Source organism: Mariniradius saccharolyticus AK6, assembly GCF_000330725.2.
Lineage (GTDB): Bacteria > Bacteroidota > Bacteroidia > Cytophagales > Cyclobacteriaceae > Mariniradius > Mariniradius saccharolyticus.
Genome location: NZ_AMZY02000012.1, coordinates 44471 through 65059 on the forward strand (window position 1 = coordinate 44471; position 20589 = coordinate 65059).

Consider the following 20589-nt stretch of genomic DNA (forward strand, 5'->3'; position numbering starts at 1 on the left):
TTACCCTTTTATCAGGGGAAAAACTCGAAATGGAGTTTGATTTTTTCGGTATCTTTCAGCCGGCCAATGCTATTTGATGCATCTTTGAAAGTCGCACTGTTTCAAGCATTTATACCCATGTATCCAATACTGAATCTTCCAACCGATTTATTTGATGGATCAAAAGTAGTTCTGGCGTCTTTCGAATCCCTTAGGGAATTCTTAATGTTCCCTTAAGATTCGGGTTCTTGTTGGAAAACCAAGCGAACCGTCGTCCCTTTGCCCTTCAGGCTTTCGACGGAAATAGCGATACCGAGGTGGTCGCATAACTTTTTGACAATGGAAAGCCCCAAGCCCGAACCCGGTACCTTACCAAGTTCTGGTGCGTTTTCCCTAAAAAATGGGCTGAAAACCTGGGACAAAGACTGCTCCTCTATCCCAATGCCCTTGTCCTTCACCTCCAAAATCACCGAGGATTGCTGCTTCCTGATTTCCACCAATACCGGCGTCTCGGCCAACGAAAACTTCACGGCATTGCGGATGAGGTTGTTCAGGATGATAAAAATGGATTTCTCGTTGGAATTAACATAGATTGGGCCCTCCGGTTGGCAATCAACCATGATTTGCCTTTGCTGGCTCTTGGATATGAGTTCGGCGACTTCGGCAGCGATGCTCCCGATCTCAATTTCATGGATATCCCATTTGTCTCTTTGGAACCGCGCCAAGTCCAAAAGCTGGTCAATGATCCCATCCAGTTTTTCGATTTCCTGCAGTCCGGATTTTATTTTGGAAACATATTCCTCCGGATCCCTAGGCTTCCGAATCAGCACTTCAAAGTTTCCTTTGAGTATCGAAATGGGCGTTCGGAGTTCGTGGGAAGCATCAGAGGTAAATTGACGCTCGCGGTTCATGGCATCTTCCAAGCGCTCCAAAAGCTCGTTGATGGCGACTGCAAGGGCTTTGATTTCGTCATTCTTAACCGGCAGGGGAATCCGATCGTTGAGGTTGTTCTGCGAAATCATTCTTGCCCGCTTCGTGATTTTGTCGACCGGTTCGATACTTTTCCCAGCCAAAAACCGCATCGCCAAAAATAGTGACAACAATATCAGCGGATACAGGAGGAGAAGAATCGTCCTGAGATTGTCCAACAGGTTTCTGGATTCCTCAAATGAAGTCGCTACCAAAAGATACCCCTCGATCCTATCACCATTACGAAGCGTAGTCTGCAGCTGCCTTAGTTCTTGGTTGCCCAAAAATTGGAAGTATCCGACGGCTGGATTTTCGTAATCCGGCCTGAAGCTGAGCCTGAGGTTTCCGAGATTTGGCGATCGATCGATTTGCCGGCCTGCGGCATCCACTATCTCAATGAAAATCGGGTGAAATTGGACTTCCTGATGCTCCTCTTCCTCCCACTCCCCACTGTGGGAAAAAGCAAGCACTCCATTCTTGAGTGTGATTTGGGCTTCATGTTTCTTTGATTCCCGCACCAAATCCTCGTCAATATTCCTGATAAGGGTCCATTCGGCAACCTTATAAATGATCAAAAAAGCTGCCAGTACCACAAGGGCCGAGGTCCCGGTCAGCTGCAGCGAAAGTCTGATTTTGTAGGGAAGTGTCATATTTCCTGTGCCATATAGCCGACACCCCTTATGGCCTGTAGATAGTTGTCTTCTTTGGTAAGTCCGAGCTTCTTGCGGATGGAATTGATAAACACATCGATGACTCCCGAATCATACCCAAAATGAATATCCCAGACGCTCTCTATAATCCGGCTTCTGCGGCATACCTTTCCCTTGTTGCGTATGAGGTATTCCAAAAGCGCAAATTCCTTTTGGGTAAGCGCAATTTCTTTCCCATCCTTTTCGACCCGATGGCTTTCCGTATACAAGGTGATCGGTCCGAGGGTGAAAACCGTGGTTTCGCCCGTTTTTGGCCTAAGTTGCACACGAATCCGCGCCAACAGTTCCTCGAAGTGGAAAGGCTTGCGGATGTAATCATTGGCACCTTCCTGTAGGGCAAACACGATTTCATCTGTTGTGTCCTTTGCGGTCAGGAAAATCAAGGGCGTCGCCGGATATGACTTCCTAAACTCCCGCGTCACTTCGATCCCGCTTTTTCCCGGCAACATCCAATCCACCAAAATCAGGTCATATTCTCCGCTCAAGGCCATTTCCAAACCGTGTTTTCCATCGGCTGCCACATCGACAGAAAAAGACTCTTCCTCCAAGCCCTGCTTCAGAAAACCCGAAATTCCTGGTTCGTCCTCTATGACCAATATCCTCATCGCTTGAGATTTATTTCATTGTGAATAAAGCAAATCCATTCTATTCCCCACCTCAAATTCCTTCTCAATAATACAACACCCATCCGTCAATCTGCTTTTGATTCAAAAATACACGCTTTACCCTTGCTTCCAAGGTATCGCCCAGCTTCGACTTCTTTACTACCAGCACAGACCTCGCAGGAACATGTTCTTCCAACCAATCGGGATGTTCGCGGAGATTGATGAGATTTTCCCTCCAACGGTCATCTTTTTGAAATTGTGTCTCGCGGTTGAGGTCATCAGACCCATCGTAGAGGGAAATGATGTTCTTATCGGTCGCAAATGACAGCGAAGGCAAACGGCTGTCATAGACCAATACATTCTCGGTACTTCCTAAGTCGTTTTGCAGGAACATGGCCAGATTTCTTTGATCGTTGACCAAGCTTGGATTGGCACCCAGAAAATAGGTCGAAGCCGCCGTAATGCCTCCCATAAATACAACAGCAGACCATAATGCCCGCTCAGAATCAGGGATACGAATAATCCAAAGTGAAACCAAGACAGTAGCCATGCTGATCAAAATAAAGAAAAACTTGTAATTCAAGACAATCCTTGTATCAAACCAGGGCATAGCCACCAATGCCAAAACAATCAGAAGCTGAAAGACCGATTGGATAAGGCCCCACGATTTTTGTCGCGCAGGGGACATCTTCTCCCAAACCAAGGCTGCGGCCATTGCAATCCCCGGATAAATCGGGAGAACGTAAAGGGCTAGTTTTGATTGACTCAAAGAAAAAAAGAATAAAGGGAAAACGATCCACGCCAAAAGCATCCAATAGGGTGACTTGATTTCAATTTCTTTGAATTTCAGAAAAGCAACAATTATCCAGGGAAATGCCGTCACCAGGACCATTGGTAAATAAAACCAAAAAGGCTGACTTCGGCTAAAGGCGTTAGTCGAGAATCGGTCAACCGTATGTTTCAAAACAAAGTAGTCCAAAAACTGCCTGTTTTCTACATACAGAAATACAAACCATCCCAAGCCAACAAAAAGAAACAAGGCGATTCCAAGCAAATGAATCAACGTTTTCCCGAAAGAGATTTTGAGGAAAAAACCTTGGAATGCCAAGACCACGACAGGCGCGATCAAAACAACCGGCCCCTTGGTAAGAAAGCCCAGTCCCAAAAAAAGATAAAATAGCAAAAGGTGGAAATTCTTGTAATTCTTGAGATACAAAAACCAAAACAGCAGCGCAGCCAACACAAAAGTAACCAAGTAGATATCTGTCGTAAGTGCACGTCCGGCTGCAATCACCAAAACAAAGGAAGAATAAAGCAGCGCAGCCCGCCAAGCAACGGTGCTACCCTCAAGCAGGATTTTTGAAATGCTGAAGACGATCCAGACTTGAATCAAGATGGCTATTTGAAGAAAAAACCGGGCCGACCAAGGCGAAACGCCGAAGAGTTGGTATGCCACCGCAGTAATCCAGTAGGTCACCGGAGGTTTATGGTAGTGGTAAATCCCCATCAGTGTAGGATGGATATAATCGCCGGAGACTAGCATTTCCTTCGAAATCTGCGCATATCGCGCCTCGCTGCTTTCGGTCACTCCCCAGTTTCCAAGATTGAAAAACAGGACCAAGGAGAGGAAAAACAGGAGGGCGAAAATCGGAAGATTGGCATTCCACTTGGCCAGGGAGATCAAGGGTTTACCCTGGGAACGATAGTGGATTTGAAGGTTTCGGAAATACACCAACAGCCCAAAAGCCTGACCGATAAACAAAACAGCGTCTTTTCTAAATACGGCATAAACCGAAATCATCAAAGCACCAACGATACTGATGTACCAGAACGAAGTTGGGAACGCTGATTCGCGATTTTGCTCGGAATGAATCCATTGGATGACAAATCTGGAGGTAAATATGACTTGGCCGAATGTTCCCCAAGTCAACAAAAGGGAATCGATTTCGGGATTGGCGAGGAAATTTTCCCAATTGAAATCCAGTCCAAAAACCAAAAAAAGCAGAAATACCGAAGGTAATACCCAAGCTGAAAATCGAACAAACTTGGGCAGTAGATCCCATTTTCCCTGAATGACCAAGTTTCGGATATAAATCAGATAGCCAATCAGCTGGCCTCCCACGATCACAATGTCGTTTCTTACAAAGCCATAAACGATCAACAGAAACGAAGCAAGGAGGCTTAGCTGCCAAAAAAGCGTGGGTGCGGTCACCTTTTTGATCCGATCCGACTCAAACATCTGGATGATGAACCTCCCGGCAAAGAGCCCTTGGGCTACCAGTCCGAGCGCGAGGACAAAATAGTTACTCATGTATCAGCGCCAATTGGGCGACTTTGGATTCCTTGACAGCATAATGGATACGCCTCTTTTTGAGCCGCCAAACAAGCAACATATCCAATAGCGGTTGGATCATGCGATTCCAAGCATTGAATTTGGATTTACCTTCCACCCGAGGGAAATGCTGTACGGGGATTACTTTCACCGTACCACCATAAATCTGGGTCAAGGCTGGGAAAAACCTGTGGAAACCATTGAAGTAGGGGATTTTGAGGAAAAACTCCCTGTCGAATACCTTCAAGGGGCAGCCCGTGTCGGAAATACCATCCTTCAGGAAGAGATTTCTAAACCAATTCGCAAAGGAGGAGGACAACTTCTTTCCGTACGAATCCTGTCTTTGCCTTCTCTCTCCCGTAACCAAATCATAAAAATACAGGAACGTCTCAAATTTGAGCAGATCCAGAGGGCTCGTCTGCAAGTCTCCGTCGATGTAGCCAACCCACCTCGATTGAGCATGGTCAACTCCCGCCTTGATAGCAGCACTCAGTCCCCTATTCTGGAAGAAAGAAAGGTAGCCATAACAAGGATCTTCCCGACAGACTTCCCTGATGAGGTCCAAGCTGCTGTCGGTAGACCCATCATCGACAAAAAGCGTGTAGATCTGGAGATTTGATTTTTTGCGGTATTCGTCCACCTGCGCCCATACCCTCAGGATATTGGCTTCTTCGTTGAAAATCGGCACAATCAAGGTCATTGCTTCCATGGCTTCAAAATCAATGGGACAATACCCCACAAAGGTTGGATACAACGCTTAATATTTGCTTAAGAAAACCTTAAATCTAGTTTAGAACCGTCGACAATATATGTATATCATAAATACCTAATTGCCTGCCTCCTTGAGCCTTGACCGCCTCTTTGAGCTGATTTTTTTTCACGAATGCCTCAGTCTAAAAAAAGCCTCCAAAATTCCTCTGGCAATATTCAACCACAACAAGGTTAGGATTAGTTTTATTTTTACATCAAAACGAAAACTATGATTTCTGCAGTTTGGAAACCTAAGCATGTTTGTTGGCATCCAAAGTGGCATCATACTGCGAATCAACGAATTACTTACCAGTCATTTCCTTTTTCAATACATCTAGTCATTCTTGCCCGACAAACCAGATTTCGATGCCTCTTCGAAATTGACATAAATCAATAATATCAGCATACGAAAACAAATATTTTTTACTTTTTTCAACAAAAAACAAAATTTTTTATTTGATTTTTTTAACTTTCTGTTAGAAAAAAACACTACATACCATGAAGTTAAGTTATAGGTTTCAAAGGTACAAAGCCCTTTCCTTGGCCATTGTTTTGGCTGGATGTTTCTGGTCGGCGTGTGCCAAAAAGGAGGTTGTGGAGCTTCCACCGGTTCAAGTCAATGCCGTCAAGGCCATCCAACAGGATGTTCCCATTTTTGAAGAATTCGTCGCCCAGGTTTACGGTGAGTCCGACGTGGACATTCGATCAAGGGTTGATGGCTGGGTCACATCACTTAATTTTCGCGAAGGCACTTTTGTGAAAAAGGGCACTTTGCTTTATACGATCGATGATATCCAATATCAGACGAGTGTGGATCGGGAGAAAAGCCAAGTTGCCAGCGCACAGACCGAACTGGTGAGGGCACAAAACGAACTTTCACGTGTACGACCCTTGGCTGAGATGAATGCGCTCAGCAAGCAGGATCTGGACAATGCTGTTGCAAGCTATGAGGCCGCTGCCTCCCGTGTACGCGCGGCAGAGGCTTCTCTCGCAAATTCTAAAATCGAACTGGGCTACACCCGCGTGTATGCGCCATTTGACGGAATCATCGGGATCTCGAATTTTCGGGTAGGAGACTATGTGACCAGAATGGGAACCACATCGGTATTGGCAACGATTTCTAGCGTAGGGGCCGTGAGGGTGAGGTTTCAAATCAGTGAGAAGGAATACCTGCGGCTGAGTAGACTGACTAAGGAAGAAATAGAGCAAACCCGAAAAAATGTCCACTTGGTTTTGGCGGACGGTACCGAATACGAAGGTGTTGGTGAAATAAACTTGGCCGACCGGGAAATCGATCCCAAAACGGGCACACTGACAGTAGAAGCCAGATTTCCCAATCCGACGGGTGTTTTGCGGCCGGGTCTATTTGTGAAGGCCAGAATCTTGGTGACTACGATTCCCAATGCGGTGCTAGTGCCGCAGCGGGCGGTTATCCAACAACAACATTTGTCCCAGGTGTTTACGATAAATGCCTCTGGTGGAATACAGGCTGTTCCGGTCACCACAGGGCCAAAATCCGGTGATGGTTGGGTGATCAATTCCGGTGTGAAGGCAGGAGACTTAGTTGCGATATTGGGAACTGCGAGTTTGACACCCGACACAAAGATCACGGTCAATGAGCAGGCTTGGCCGGAAAAAGCCCCAGCAAAATAAGTTTTTCTGACAGCCTAAGACAAAGACATTATGAGCGAGTTTTTCATACGCAGACCGATAGTAGCGATGGTAATCTCCATCCTATTGGTTATCATGGGATTGATCACGCTACGTGGCATTCCCATTTCAAAATACCCTGAAATCACCCCACCGATGATTCAGGTCACCACCAACTTCACCGGAGCCAATGCAGTCAACGTGGAACAGGCCGTAGCGACGCCTATCGAGCAACAGGTGAATGGGGTGGAAGAAATGCTTTACATGAAATCGATCAACGCCGCCGACGGTTCGTTGACATTGCAGGTATCATTTGAGGTAGGGACAGACTTGGACAATGCCAACATGCTGACCCAAAATAGGGTTTCCCAAGCCAATGCCAAACTACCAGTCGAAGTGAAGAACTTCGGGGTGACGACCAAAAAGTCCCTGGTTTTCCCCCTGATGCTGGTGACCCTGACCTCACCCAGCAACACCTACGATTCCAAATTCCTCAATAACTACGCAAACATCAATATCGTCGACCAATTGAAACGGATCAAAGGTGTCGGCGATGTGTTGTTGTTTGGTGGTTCGGATTACTCTATGCGGATTTGGTTGGATCCCGACCTTTTGACCCGTATGGACATGACTGTCAACGATGTGGTCGCCGCCGTTCGTAAGCAAAATGCCATTACCCCTGGTGGAAAATTCGGGGCACCTCCCGCTCCTGAGGGTGTTGAATACACCTATACGGTCACGATGCAGGAGCGCCTGGTTACCGAGGAGGAATTTGGCAATATCATCGTGAAGTCTGACGACCGCGGAGCCATCATCAGGCTGAAGGATGTTGCGAGAATCGAGTTGGGTTTGGATAACTACAATGCTGTCAGCCGCTTGAACGGTGCACCGGCATCCACCATCGTCGTGTACCAAATGCCTGGATCCAATGCCTTGGAAGTCGCAGACTTGATCCAAGCCTCGATGGAGGATTTGAAAAAGTTCTTTCCACAGGATGTCAATTATGAGGTGTCTCTCAACACGACCCGGGCGATTTCGGTAGGTATTGAGGAAATTGTCCATACGCTTTTCGAAGCTGTGATCCTTGTAATCTTGGTCGTGTTCCTATTCCTGCAAGATTGGCGCGCCACCTTGATTCCACTCTTGACAGTACCGGTATCCTTGATCGGTACGTTCATCATCTTTCCGCTTCTTGGATTTTCGGTCAATGTACTTTCCCTTCTGGGCTTGGTTTTGGCGATCGGGCTCGTAGTGGATGATGCCATCGTGGTTGTGGAGGCTGTTATGCACCATATCGAACATGGACTTTCGCCAAAAGATGCAACGAAAAAGGCCATGAAGGAAGTGGGCGGGCCTGTCGTCGCAATTGCTTTGATATTGGCAGCTGTATTCGTACCGGTTGCATTTGCAGGAGGAATTACCGGAAGGCTCTATCAGCAGTTCGCCATCACCATCGCTATCTCTGTCTTGTTTTCAGCTTTCAATGCCTTGACATTGAGTCCAGCCCTGGCAGCTTTGATGCTCAAGCCCAAAAAAGAATCAAAGGGATTGCTACAACGGTTTTTCAATGCTTTCAACAAGGCATTTGACAAGTTTACATTAGGCTATACAGGCGTTGCAGGAATAGTAGCCAGAAAATCCATCCGGTCCGCTATGATTATCGGAGTCGTCCTGTTTGCTACGGTGTTCTTGGGACGAGGGATCCCATCCGGATTTGTTCCCGAAGAAGATGAGGGTTACTATTTGATCAACATCCAACTTCCCGATGCTTCTTCGCTGGAGCGATCCGACCAAGTAGCCAAAAAGGTAGAAACCGTCCTGTCCGAATTTGAGGATATCGAGTATTCTACCATGGTATTGGGATTTAGCTTGTTGACGGGGTCCTACTCTACCAATAATGCGTTCGTGTTTGTCTCCTTGAAACCATGGGAGGAAAGAAAGATGACCGCGAAGGAACTCATCCAAGCCACCAATATCGCCTTCAGAAGCAATATCACCGAAGCGACGGCAATTGCCTTTGGACCTCCACCTATAGAAGGTCTGGGAACCTCTGCCGGTTTCACGCTCCAACTTCAGGATCGATCCGGTGGCACGCCCGAATTCCTGGCGGAGCAAACCCAGCATTTTATAAGTGAGGCGAGAAAACGCCCTGAAATTGGAAACATTTTCTCCCTCTACCGCGCCAATGTGCCGCAAAAGAAAATCACGATCGACTACGACAAAGTCGAAAAGCTCGGAATTGACCTCGCCGAGGTAACGAGCACGATTTCTACCTATCTAGGAAGTGCCTATGTCAACGACTTTAACCGATTCGGCAGGCAATACAAGGTCTTTGTCCAGGCTGAGGGAGAAGACAGGCTTGATCCCTTGGATATTTCAAGGTATTACGTGAGAAGTAGAAAAGGCGAGATTATTCCGCTTTCGACATTGACATCTGTGGAAGACATCAGTGGCCCATCCTATACCAATCGATTCAACATGTACCGCGCCGCTGAAATCTCGGGCGCACCGAAAGAAGGGTACAGCTCCGGAGACGCTTTACGTGCCTTGGAGGAAGTCGCAGCCACAATGCCAAAGGAAATCGGCTATTCGTGGAGTAACATGTCTTATCAGGAAAAGGCAGCGGAAGGAACAGGTAGTACAATGTTTTTGATGGCCTTGGTATTTGTGTTCCTGATTTTGGCAGCACAATATGAAAGCTGGAAGTTACCATTCTCTGTCTTGTTGGGTGTGCCTGCGGCGGTATTTGGGGCATTTTTGGGATTGTGGCTGGGTGGTCTATGGAGCACCAGTTATGTCAACAATGTTTTTGCCCAAATCGGCCTCGTGATGTTGATTGGCTTGACGGCAAAAAATGCCATCCTGATCGTGGAATTTGCAAAAATGCTGTATGAGGAAGGCAAGGGCCTTTTCGAATCGGCTCTGGAAGCAGCAAAGCTCCGCCTCCGTCCTATCTTGATGACCTCTTTTGCCTTTATGCTCGGCGTGGTTCCACTTCTGACGGCTTCAGGAGCTGGTGCCGAAGCGCGGAAAGTCATGGGCATGGCCGTATTCAGCGGAACACTCATTGCAACGATTATCGGGGTAATTGTCGTGCCTGGGCTTTTTGTACTGATAGAGAGTATCGGCGGAAAGAGAAAGAAACCTGAAGCTCCTGTTTCACCTTCTGAACCCACACACTGACATGAAAAACTTAGCACTGATTATTCTTTTGGGTTTGGTATTAGTGGGATGTAAAGTTGGTCCTAAATACGAAAAGCCAGAAATGCAGCAGCCGCCCAAATATACACAGGCTGCGACGTCTACGGATTCCATCACCAATCTAGCGTGGTGGGAGGTATACCAAGACGAGACTTTGAAGGGTTTGATCCAAACGGCATTGGACTCCAACCTCAACCTATTGCAGGCTGCGGCCAGGGTCGAGGAGGCAAAAGCCACGCTGGGATTCAACAAGGCAAATCTCTACCCGATGCTCAATTACAATGCGCTCGGCAGGGCAGCAAATTTCAGGGATTTTGCACAGGATGCGGGCGTGGCTTTTTCCCCAAATATGCTTGCTGTGTTGGGAAATGTTTCTTGGGAAATTGACTTCTGGGGCAAGCTTCGTCGGGCAAACCGTGCCGCTTTTGCCGAAATGATGGCAGCTGAAGAAGCCCGGAAAACGGTCTACATATCGCTAGTGGCCCAAGTTGCCGAGTTATACTTCAATCTCAGAGGATTGGATGAACGATTGGCAATCACAAAAAGAACCCACGAAATCCGGTTGGAATACCTGGATATCATTTCAAAAAGGTTTGAAAAAGGAAATGTCTCCGAATTGGACAAACTGCAGGCCCAACAAATCGCGGCTGCCGCAGAATCGCAGATTTATGCGCTCGAGCGGCAAATCATCTACGTGGAAAACGCCCTCAACGTGCTACTTGCGAGACCCTATCGGCCCATCGAAAGAGGAAAGGAAAACCAGGATCAAACCCTGCCTTTGGACATCCCGGTCGGATTACCATCTGAGCTTTTGGTCCGAAGACCAGACATTCAGGCAGCAGAACAGCGTTTGATGGCCCAAACCGAACGGATTGGAATTGCAGTGGCGATGCGTTTTCCCTCTATTAGCCTAACAGGGATGATGGGAGTCGCGAGCCCTAGTTTGAGCAATCTGTTTACACCTGAGGCTGTTCTTGGAACAGTCACCGGGCAATTGACGGGACCGATTTTCAATTTTGGAAAAAACAAACGCCGTGTCGATGTGGAACGTGCCCGTGCGGTACAAAGTGCCTATGAATATGAGAAAACCGTGCTGACGGCATTTGCAGAGGTGGAAAATTCCCTTGCGGAAATCAGGACCTACCGCAATGAGTTCAATGCCCGTCGCGTGCAGAAAGCAGCCACGGAAAAGTCACTTTTCCTGTCCAAGGCGCTGTACGATAATGGCTATACTTCCTTTCTTCAGGTATTGGATGCCGAAAGGGAATCATTCAACGCCGAGTTTGAAAAGTCCGTCGCCTTGGAAAACCAACTTGTCGCCACGGTCAGGTTGTACAAGGCTTTGGGAGGCGGTTGGTAATTGGAATATTGTAAACGAAAAAAGGGCCCTTAAAACAGGGCCCTTATTTTTATGACGAATAGAAGCTCAATCCCCTCCCCTTCTGATTTTTTTCTTTTCGGACTGTGCCTTCTTTTCTTTTAAACGCTTCTCAATTGCTGATCTGCTCGGTTTGCTCGCCTTGCGGATCTTCCTCTTCTGGAAGGCTTTGGAGATCATTTCATAGAACTTCGCAATGGCAATTTCCTTGTTCTGAAGTTGGGAGCGCTTTTCCTGGCTTTGGATTTGAATATTACCTTCGCTATCCAATTTATTGGCGAGTTTGACCAGCAATTCACTTTTCTCTTCCTCGGAAAGCACAACAGATCCGCGAACGTTGAAAACCAAGGCCACCTTAGAGTTCACTTTGTTGACATTTTGCCCGCCCGGACCTGAACTACGGCTCATCTGAAACTCAAATTCCCCGTCAAATGCCTTTTCCCTGATCTTTTGGTAGATATCCATGTTTCTATTTGTCAGCGACGCAGCGGAATCCCACCGTGGCATTGCGCTCGAATCCCTCCGATACCCGTAACAGCATCTGACGGTAATGGGTTTCACGCGGGCCTCCCTGCACATACCACCAACTCGAACTCGGCTTGAAATAACTCCCCCCTTTCAGGATGATCAATCGGCTCGTTCCGCTATCGTATAGGTCATTGGTCATTTGCCAAACCGAGCCAACCATATCCTGCAATCCCCAGGGGCTTTTTCCTTTAGGCCTTGAGCCAACTGCTTCGATTTGCCCATTTCCTAGGTTGACGAATGCCGAATCCAGGCCGTCCAAATGCTCTACCGTAAGCGTATTGGTCACATATTCCGTGCGTTTTTTTACCTTCAAACTGGCATCCCAAGGCCAATCCCTGCCGTCTCCCGCCGAAGCCGCATATTGCCACTCGGCTTCGGTGGGTAGTCGCTTTCCAGCCCAAACTGCATAGGCCTGGGCATCTTCATAACTTACATTGACCACAGGGAAATTCTCCTGCCCAATCGGGATTTTGCCATCCACCCAATGTGACAAAAATCGGTGAGCTTCCTTCGGCTTGTACCCGGATGCATCCAAAAACTCTTGAAATTGGACATTGGTGACTGGGAAAACATCCATGAAGAATCCCGTGATTTGCAATTTTTTTGGAAATCCGGAAACCGGATAAGGGATGAACTGATCTCCTTGGGTAACCCTCATTTCAAATGTCCCAGAAGGAATCTCCACCATGCCTTTTGGAGCCTTTTTCAATGGGTTTGTCCTTTTGGATACCGAAACCAATCTGGGTACGCCATACTCCATTTGGATGATTTGCTCATCGACCAATTCCCCTTCTTTGTCCATCAGTTGGATCACGATCTTTCCTTCATAATCCCCAAACTGGGTTCGGATATCGACGCTTGCCTGTTCCCCTGATACGGTAACCGCATCCCTGTCATAAGCAGGCTGACCAGCCCAGATACGGATTTCACCTGCGACCTTTGACCGCACTAGCAGCATGTTTTCTACCAGGGAAGCTTCCAAAACATCGGGCATATAGGCAAACGCCCCTACCGCTCCTTCGTTGTTGGTGCCGAGCCACTTTTTGTGAAAGGCTTCCAGATCGGCTGGCAGGAAGTACTTTCCATCAACTTCCTTAGGTTTAACCTCGAGGTGGTTCCAGAGGTCGACATAGTGCCAGCCTGGTTTTGGAACCGGTACCTCCAGCAAGTTTCCAATAAAGCCTTCTGGCCTAAGGCTAAAAACCGTGAAAATCTCTTTCTCTGCCCTTGGCCAATGATTGACAAATATCCCGTCTTCCAAGGTCGGAAATAGCGGCGTGTAAGATTGCACGATGAAATTGGAATGGTTTTCCCTCAAAATCCTCAAGGTTTGCCCAAAAAACCGGTAATCCTCCTCCATCCATTCCGGTCTTCCGGGACGGAATATATTGAGCTCGGTACCGTAGCCGTTGAATAGGGATAGCGCATATTCCCTTCGGATACGGTCGAACGCCAATTCTGCAACCCTGAAAATGGCAAAATCGGGCTTGATCAGTTTGTTGAGATTCAGCATCGGGGGGTAGTAGAGCGCATTGTGTACTCGTCCGGATACAATTCCCGGCATGTCCTTTGGCACCGCCATCCCTTCGCTGTACATCACGACGCCTTGTCTGACACCGTCTGCCGCGGCCTGGATCTCGCCGCTTGAGCTTCCCTTTGTGTCCAAGACCACGCCGTCCGCATGCGTACCTCGAATGAGCTCGGCCATACCTTCCAGATGTCCTTCAAGACGTGTGCTCTCATCCCAGGGATTGTAAGAAATAAACAGCTTGGTCCCCAATGCATTCAGGCTATCCGAAACAGCCGCGATGCCTTCCAATCCACCGGGTAGATCCCGGAAAAGATCCCATTGGTTCCTTTGGTCCAAACCCAAGGTCGGCCAAGTCGGCCATATTCCAATGACATCGTTGCCCCCGAACCATCGCTTACTTTTTTGCTCAAATTCAAATATGTTAAAAACCTGTTTTTCAGAACTGTAAAAATCCTTGTCCCAAGCCATCAGCAAATGCATGGCATAGGCCTTTCTGATCCACTGAAGGTCTTTCCTTTCATAGAGACTATTGTCAAAAGTGTCCAAATCGTACAGGAATTTCTCCTGAAAAACCTTCCGCAATCCGTCTTGCCATGTTCCAGTATAAGTATCCAAATAGAGCCTGTAAGTCACTGAAGCCCCCGGGGGAAGTACCGTTTCGAAACGCCTCCTGATGGCCCCTTCCCAATACTTCCTTCTCGCCAATGCAGCAAAACCTTTGCCGCCTATTTCAAAACTACAGTAGCCCAATTCCCATGCGTTATCAGGCAAAATCACATTGACCGGCTGGAAACCCGGACGAAAAAGGTGCGTCCGTGAGAGACGGTGCTTACCAAGACCTGTGATGTATACTTGGCCATTCGATCCTCCAAAGGGGACAAAATTCTCCAAAGTCAAGGTATCCTTGGACATGTTTTTAAACCTGAAAATACCTTCCCAATGATTTTCCGAGGTCTCCGTGCTATCCATGACCACAGCAAGCTTGCTTTGCCAAATGGAAGAAGAAACTGCTGGATTAAATTCGCTGGATAGGACCTTCTCGCCACTGATGACGATCGAAAAAATCGGTAATGATTGCACCAAGTCAATCCCCTGCAATTGGTGGACCTGCAGGCGATTGTCTGCCGATACAGTCAGGTTCTGCGCCTGTGAGAGGCTAGCGAGTTGGTGCAATAAAAGAAGCAAGACAAATATTCGGGCCATAGTTTTTGGGTGTTTTCTTTTTTCAATGACGCAAACAATCGATCGAGCACCTGAAATGAAATGCTACGTTATATGTTCTGCAGGGTCCAAAGTTCACCAGTTTGCCAAATCTCATTTTTTTCAAGCATTACTTCACCTATCCATCAGCATCCGATTGATGATCTCGGCCCATATATAGGTCTTATGGTAGCCTGCCCAATCTTGGTCCGGCGAATAGAATTCCCATAGGTTGTGGTTTTGTTTCAGTTGTGAAATCATCACCGCTGCGACCCTATCGGTCAGTTCAGCCGCTTCCTGATGGTAGCCATAATCCTTGAGCCCACGAAATATGAGGTAGTTCCAAGGCAGCCAAACCGGACCGTTCCAGTATCCTTTGTCGTTGTAATAGGGATCTTTGGCAGAAAGCGAAGGGATGCCGTGTTTTCTCCAAAACTGATTTGGATTAGTCAGCTTCTCTACCAGTGTTCGAGCTCTGTCTTCATCGACAACGCCCGCCCAAAGTGGCAAAAAACCAATGATTTCGTCCCTTTTCAAATCATTTGGACGATTGAAAGTAAAGGAATTGTCGGTCTTGTTGACGTTGTAGAAGAAATCGTTTTCTTCATCCCAAAATGTATCGTTGATCAGGCGAATACGGGTTTGATGGTCGGTCCTCCATTGTTTTGCCTCATCGTTTTTCCCCAAAACCAGAGCCATTTGCTCCAAGGATTTTGCTTCCATGACCATCATGCAGTTGAGGTCCACAGATTCAAAATTGGCTGGCCAACCTACCTCGTCCCAAACCGCCACATTCGCATCCCGAACGGATTCCAGGATGGCATGACCGCCCCATTCCAAAAGTCCATCGCCATCACTGTCCCTGTTTTGGGTGTAAAAATCGTAGAACTTCCTTCCTGAATTGTACATTTCTTCCAAAAACTTACGGTCCTTGGTAATGAGGTAAATCTCCCAATTGAGCCAATTGTACCAAGGTGCGGACGAGGTCAACTGGCCGTTGTATTCTATGATTTCATCCAAAAAAGGCCCTGTGCGGTAATTGATATAGCCGTTTTCATATTGCCTTTCGGAAAAGATCCTTTGGGAATTCATCGCACTCTGTGGATCCAAATGGGCATAGGCCAGCATCGTGATACTCTCGTGAAACACCTGCCCTCCGTGTCCCCAACCCCAAGTCGGTTCCCGAGAAAATAGGTAATAATTGTGCTTGGCTTTGCCCTCGGCAGGCATCATGACTTGGCGCATCATGTTCCAAGCACTTTTGTAGAGCCATTGTGTATCCTTATCCCATTCTTCCGGCGGAGCAACTTTGGCAAAAAGACTGCGATTCTCAGCCCTGTATTTCCCAAAGTCAATCGGCAAAATATCCCCTATCGCTTGGTAAAGACTATCTGAATCAGCTTTGTGGTCTGCAATTCCCCGTACTATCGAGAAAGTCCTTGATTCGCCTGGCTTCAACGTAAATTCAAACTTGGCAGCCATTCCCGTTGGATTTTCAATATGGGCGGGACCTTTTTCCTCTGCCAACCAACGATCTAAACTGTGATCGGGCACATTGAGTATCTCCTCGGAATGGATAGATGCAAAATCACCCTTAGGTAAGACCACATAGCCCATCAAACGTTCTCCTGAGTTATTCTCGGGTTGAAAAGAAGCGTCTTTCACTTCCTTGACAAGTTCATACAGGCCATCGGCATAACTTCTTTGATAGATCAAGTATGACTCGATATCTGGGACCGGCTCCCAGGAAAATGAAAAAACCGAATCATGCCAATGTTTCTCAATACCCGAAACCCTAACCAATCTGACGCTGTCGGAAGCGTGAAAGTCAATTCGTTTGGATGACTCTAGCAAGCCCGGCGAAAAGATGTCTGCAATATTTCTGGTCAAATTCAGATAGCTGAATTCAAGGTTGTGCAAGGAAAATCCATCAGGAAAATTCCCCAATTCGATACGAAACAAGCCATCTTCATCGATCGCAGGCGCCCGCAGTCCCCAAACAGGTGCATTTTCCGTTAAGATATATTTCGGATTTCCGGGGTCTCTGACGAGAATTCTCGCTGATCCTCTCGGTTCGGCAAGTCGCTCCTTTTTGTCATACGCCCGGCCATAGATCTGAAGCTTCTGCTTCCTATCTTCAAAAAAAGCAAAGTCCGGCTGGGCAGCCCTTCCGGATGCTGAATTAAAAAAGGACCAGTCTTTTGCCGCGTCTGAAAAAACCAAAACACTCTGCAGACTGTCCTTGTACGGTATCTTTTGGTTGACTGACCACCCGTCGGGATATTTTTCATGAAAAAAGTGAAAGGCGTTATTTCGGGCGAAAGTCTTCAGATCCCGGACAGTTCGATAATCGTTCTGAAAAAAGGGAATCAACGATATTTTCATTGGTTTCCCGCTAGAATTCATGAGTTCATATTGTTGTATCGCAACAGTTGAACTAAAAACAAAAAAATCACCATTTATCTCTAAACCCTGCGCTGGCTGAAAGGAAAAATTAACCATGTCAGGAAAGCTCTCGCTGATAGATGGTTGTCGGAAATATTGATCGATATCCGAAATCAATATGCCGTCGACTTTGAAAACCAATCCCATTTGACCTCCCTTTTGTGAATTAAATCCGAGCGGCTTGTGGGCTTCGAAATATTGGAACTCATAGCCTTGGTCGATCAGATATTGGGAACGCTCCAAACCGGCTGCGTAGGTCGCATAGATCGGCTCATCTTTTGAACTAAACTGGACTTTTTCGGGTGCATTTTGGCTGCAACTCAAGAAACCGAGCAGAAAAACCAGGGGCAGAAAATTTTTTTTCAACTTTTTCAGAATTTTTTTCAGGTCTTGGAGATAAAAGATAGAAATAAAAATGGTATTGGTAAACATAAAATCCACAGTCATCAACACCCCGCCAAACGACAAAAACATAGAGAACTGTATTTGATGGCAAGTTTTTTATATTTCAAATTATTATTCTGTTTTTTCATACAAAAAATTAATAATATTTATTATTTGAGATCTTCGCATACTTTTTATTTTGTTTTTATTAAATCAATTGCCTAGCTTTGAATCATCTTGAACGACAAAACGACTTAATCACCCGCGTTTTTCAAGCATCACCCATTTGAAAAGCTTCCATTTTTTTAACCTTGAATTCTCGTCTATCTCGCAACTTTTTGTCATTTTCTTAATCACCCAAAAAACCCTTCCTTCGGAAGGGTTTCTTTTTTTGGTCCTGTTTATTAAACTTGAATGTATTGAAACGTATCTAGGAACAAAACCCACTCCTTCTCAATGATTGAGATTATCCCCGCCACGGTGGATTTGCTACCTGAAGTCAAATCGATCGCATATAAGACCTGGCCCTCAACCTTTAGTAAAATCCTCACCAAAGAACAAATCGATTACATGCTAGAAGCGATGTACGACCTGCCTATATTGGAATCGCTCGTGCTGGAAAAAGGCCATCAGTACATACTGGCTAAGGATGAAACGGGTTATTTAGGTTTTTGCTCCTTTGAACACGACTCCAATCAATCCAACAAGACAAAAATCCATCGCATCTATCTACTCCCCGAGACACAGGGAAAAGGGCTTGGAAGACTTCTCATCAACTACGTGGTCGATCAGGCCAAGAGAAAAAACCAAGCAGCTATTTACCTCAACGTGAACAAGTTCAATGAAAAGGCAATCCAATTCTATGAGCGGATTGGCATGAGGAAAGCCAAAGAAGAGGTGATCGACATCGGTAACGGATTCGTGATGGACGACTTTGTGATGGAAATGGATCTTTAAGGGATCTTTACTGTGTCCTATCCGATGAATTTAAATTTCAGGTATTTGATCTTTTCACCTTTTTCGCTGAACATCTTTTCGTATCGGGTCTGGATACCGTGGTGCTCATCCCGATAGGGAGATTGGTAAAAATCATTGGTAAATAACAAAAGCTCCACATCCTGCCTTGATTTGAGCAATTCAAGGGAATAATCAAAAAGTCCAGTGTTGTCGGTCTTGAAATGTACCACCCCTCCTATGGCGATGAGTGGCTTGTACATATCCAAAAATTTGCCTGAGGTCAATCGTCTCTTCTCATCCCCTTCCCTCGGAAATGGGTCTGGAAAAGTGATCCAAAGCTCGGAAATCTCCCCATTGTCAAAATATTTGTCCAATTCCTGAATCTGGGTTCTGAGAAAAGCCACATTGTCCAGTCCTTCCTGAATGGCGATCGTACTGCCTTTCCATATTCTCGAACCTTTTATATCCACTCCTATAAAATTGGACTGTGGGTATTCACGTGCAAGCCCTACAGTAAACTCTCCCCTACCGCAGGCAAGTTCGACGACGATAGGTTGTGCGATTGGAAATTGGACTTTGTTCCAATTCCCTTTGATGGTTTCAAATATCGGCTTCCCCGCTTGGACTACGTTGCGATTGGCATCGTTTTCCTTGAATCTTTGGAGTTTCTTTCTGCTCATTACAAATTTTCGATTTCGGCGACGACAAAAGTACTGCCTCCGATGAAGATCAAGTCATTTTCTTTTGCCAATTGCTTGGCACGGCCGATGGCATCATTCACGTCAGGGATAGTTTCACCCATCAAACCATGTCCTAAGGCCGCCGCGGAAAGCTCAGCGGCTGGCAAGGCCCTGGGAATGCTAGCTTCGCAAAACACATAGGATGCGTCCCTGGGTAGCATCGAAAGGATCTTTGAAATATCCTTGTCACGTACCATACCGATCACCATCCAAAGGTGACCAAAAGTCATTTTTCCGATTTGATCCAGAATGAGGCGGATTCCATCCTCGTTGTGCCCAGTATCACAAATGACCCAAGGTGCCTTCCCAAGTATTTGCCATCGACCTTTCAGTCCGGTGTTTGCTACAATACGCGATAAACCTCGGCGAATGGCTGTTTCCGGAATTTCCCAACCGAGCGTATTCAAAACCTTGCAAGCATTCAAAATCCCTGGTAAGTTGTACCGCTGGTAACTCCCCAATAGGTCCATATCGTATTGAACTATTCCACGGTTAGATTCGAACTCGAAAGTTTGCATTCCAGAGACCGAAGGTTTACTCGCTTTGACCCTGAAAACCTGATCGGCAAAATATATTGGAGCATGCATTTCTGCGGCTTTGGCCAAGAATACCGGCTGCGTTTCCGACTGCGTTTGGCTGATAACAACGGGAACCTCCTGTTTAATGATCCCTGCTTTTTCACCTGCGATCAAGGGAAGTGTATCTCCCAGAAACTGCATATGGTCGTAGCCAATATTGGTGATAAGGGAGAGTTCAGGCAAAATAACATTCGTGCTGTCCAATCTTCCTCCCATGCCAACCTCGATCACGGCGATATCGACATGCTCCTTGGCAAAATACCAAAAAGCCATGGCGACTGTCATTTCAAAGAAACTCGGCCTTAACTCTTCCAAAAACGCCTTGTTTTGGGCTACGAAGGTGACCACGTCTCCTTCGGGAATTTCTTCACCGTTGATCTTTATTCGCTCGGTGAATGATTTCAAATGCGGGGACGTGTAGAGTCCGACCTTGTATCCAGCCTCCATCAGGATAGAGCACATGGCATGGGAGGTACTGCCCTTGCCGTTGGTGCCAGCGACATGGACACTTTTAAACGCTCTTTGGGGGTTACCGAGATGATCGCAAAGTGCCAGTGTATTGGTCAGGTCTTTTTTGAAAGCCGCTGCACCGATCCGCTGAAACATCGGCAGTGCATTGAACAGATAGTCCAACGTCTCCTTATAGGTCATC

At 46.6% G+C, this 20589-nt stretch carries 13 protein-coding genes; 4 read left to right on the forward strand and 9 right to left on the reverse strand.

All coding sequences use genetic code 11. The features are described from left to right. Positions 1 to 212 precede the first annotated feature (212 nt). From C943_RS12780 to C943_RS12795, 4 genes are all read right to left on the reverse strand, one after another. A complete protein-coding gene (locus C943_RS12780; protein ID WP_008628451.1) occupies positions 213 to 1598 on the reverse strand; it encodes a sensor histidine kinase in 1386 nt (461 codons plus the stop codon). Then, complete coding sequence (locus tag C943_RS12785) at positions 1595 to 2263, reverse strand: response regulator transcription factor (RefSeq protein WP_008628453.1); 669 nt, start codon at positions 2261 to 2263, stop codon at positions 1595 to 1597. Before C943_RS12785 ends, C943_RS12780 begins: the two co-directional genes overlap by 4 nt. Positions 2264 to 2327: 64 nt before the next feature. Further along, a complete protein-coding gene (locus tag C943_RS12790; RefSeq protein ID WP_008628455.1) occupies positions 2328 to 4574 on the reverse strand; it encodes a lipid-A-disaccharide synthase N-terminal domain-containing protein in 2247 nt (748 codons plus the stop codon). After that, positions 4567 to 5304, reverse strand: coding sequence for a glycosyltransferase family 2 protein (locus C943_RS12795; RefSeq protein ID WP_040480592.1), 738 nt, complete (start codon positions 5302 to 5304; stop codon positions 4567 to 4569). The genes C943_RS12790 and C943_RS12795 overlap by 8 nt, the downstream gene beginning before the upstream one ends. A 539-nt stretch (positions 5305 to 5843) precedes the next feature. Between C943_RS12795 and C943_RS12800 the strand changes: the two genes are divergently transcribed. Genes C943_RS12800 through C943_RS12810 form a run of 3 tightly spaced genes read left to right on the forward strand, consistent with a single transcriptional unit; the run spans position 5844 to position 11556 of the window. After that, positions 5844 to 6998 carry an efflux RND transporter periplasmic adaptor subunit gene (locus C943_RS12800; protein ID WP_081610483.1) on the forward strand — a complete coding sequence of 385 codons (1155 nt, stop codon included), beginning with the start codon at positions 5844 to 5846 and terminating at the stop codon, positions 6996 to 6998. A gap of 30 nt (positions 6999 to 7028) precedes the next feature. Beyond that, a complete protein-coding gene (locus C943_RS12805) occupies positions 7029 to 10178 on the forward strand; it encodes an efflux RND transporter permease subunit (protein WP_040480594.1) in 3150 nt (1049 codons plus the stop codon). Position 10179: 1 nt separating this feature from the next. Next, positions 10180 to 11556: an efflux transporter outer membrane subunit gene (locus C943_RS12810; protein ID WP_008628464.1), complete on the forward strand. Its 1377-nt coding sequence runs from the start codon at positions 10180 to 10182 to the stop codon at positions 11554 to 11556. Positions 11557 to 11622: 66 nt separating this feature from the next. On the opposite strand, the gene arfB is transcribed toward C943_RS12810, so the two are convergent. The 3 genes from arfB to C943_RS12825 all read right to left on the reverse strand — a co-directional run bounded on the left by arfB (position 11623) and on the right by C943_RS12825 (position 17644). Continuing rightward, positions 11623 to 12039, reverse strand: a complete 417-nt coding sequence (gene arfB, locus C943_RS12815; protein ID WP_008628466.1) for an alternative ribosome rescue aminoacyl-tRNA hydrolase ArfB — start codon at positions 12037 to 12039, stop codon at positions 11623 to 11625. A gap of 4 nt (positions 12040 to 12043) precedes the next feature. Beyond that, the gene (locus C943_RS12820; protein WP_008628468.1) at positions 12044 to 14836 is read right to left on the reverse strand and encodes a formylglycine-generating enzyme family protein; all 2793 of its coding nucleotides are present in this window, start codon (positions 14834 to 14836) and stop codon (positions 12044 to 12046) included. Between the two features lie 132 nt (positions 14837 to 14968). Further along, complete coding sequence (locus tag C943_RS12825; protein WP_157198536.1) at positions 14969 to 17644, reverse strand: amylo-alpha-1,6-glucosidase; 2676 nt, start codon at positions 17642 to 17644, stop codon at positions 14969 to 14971. 474 nt (positions 17645 to 18118) lie between these two features. On the opposite strand from C943_RS12825, the gene C943_RS12830 reads away from it, so the two are divergent. After that, the gene (locus C943_RS12830) at positions 18119 to 18619 is read left to right on the forward strand and encodes a GNAT family N-acetyltransferase (RefSeq protein WP_008628474.1); all 501 of its coding nucleotides are present in this window, start codon (positions 18119 to 18121) and stop codon (positions 18617 to 18619) included. Between the two features lie 17 nt (positions 18620 to 18636). On the opposite strand, the gene trmB is transcribed toward C943_RS12830, so the two are convergent. Together trmB and C943_RS12840 are read right to left on the reverse strand one after the other, a co-directional pair. Continuing rightward, on the reverse strand, positions 18637 to 19299 hold the full coding sequence (gene trmB, locus C943_RS12835; protein WP_008628476.1) for a tRNA (guanosine(46)-N7)-methyltransferase TrmB: 663 nt from the start codon (positions 19297 to 19299) through the stop codon (positions 18637 to 18639). Beyond that, entirely contained in the window at positions 19299 to 20588 is a 1290-nt protein-coding gene (locus tag C943_RS12840) for a bifunctional folylpolyglutamate synthase/dihydrofolate synthase (protein ID WP_040480621.1), read from the reverse strand. The genes trmB and C943_RS12840 overlap by 1 nt, the downstream gene beginning before the upstream one ends. Position 20589: the final 1 nt, after the last annotated feature.

Excerpts from the sequence above, each read along its gene's own strand:
- C943_RS12780 (WP_008628451.1), bottom strand. The coding sequence starts at position 1,598 with ATGACACTTCCCTACAAAATCAGACTTTCGCTGCAGCTGACCGGGACC.
- C943_RS12785 (WP_008628453.1), bottom strand. The coding sequence starts at position 2,263 with ATGAGGATATTGGTCATAGAGGACGAACCAGGAATTTCGGGTTTTCTG.
- C943_RS12790 (WP_008628455.1), bottom strand. The coding sequence starts at position 4,574 with ATGAGTAACTATTTTGTCCTCGCGCTCGGACTGGTAGCCCAAGGGCTC.
- C943_RS12795 (WP_040480592.1), bottom strand. The coding sequence starts at position 5,304 with ATGGAAGCAATGACCTTGATTGTGCCGATTTTCAACGAAGAAGCCAAT.
- C943_RS12800 (WP_081610483.1), top strand. The coding sequence starts at position 5,844 with ATGAAGTTAAGTTATAGGTTTCAAAGGTACAAAGCCCTTTCCTTGGCC.
- C943_RS12805 (WP_040480594.1), top strand. The coding sequence starts at position 7,029 with ATGAGCGAGTTTTTCATACGCAGACCGATAGTAGCGATGGTAATCTCC.
- C943_RS12810 (WP_008628464.1), top strand. The coding sequence starts at position 10,180 with ATGAAAAACTTAGCACTGATTATTCTTTTGGGTTTGGTATTAGTGGGA.
- arfB (WP_008628466.1), bottom strand. The coding sequence starts at position 12,039 with ATGGATATCTACCAAAAGATCAGGGAAAAGGCATTTGACGGGGAATTT.
- C943_RS12820 (WP_008628468.1), bottom strand. The coding sequence starts at position 14,836 with ATGGCCCGAATATTTGTCTTGCTTCTTTTATTGCACCAACTCGCTAGC.
- C943_RS12830 (WP_008628474.1), top strand. The coding sequence starts at position 18,119 with ATGATTGAGATTATCCCCGCCACGGTGGATTTGCTACCTGAAGTCAAA.
- trmB (WP_008628476.1), bottom strand. The coding sequence starts at position 19,299 with ATGAGCAGAAAGAAACTCCAAAGATTCAAGGAAAACGATGCCAATCGC.
- C943_RS12840 (WP_040480621.1), bottom strand. The coding sequence starts at position 20,588 with ATGACCTATAAGGAGACGTTGGACTATCTGTTCAATGCACTGCCGATG.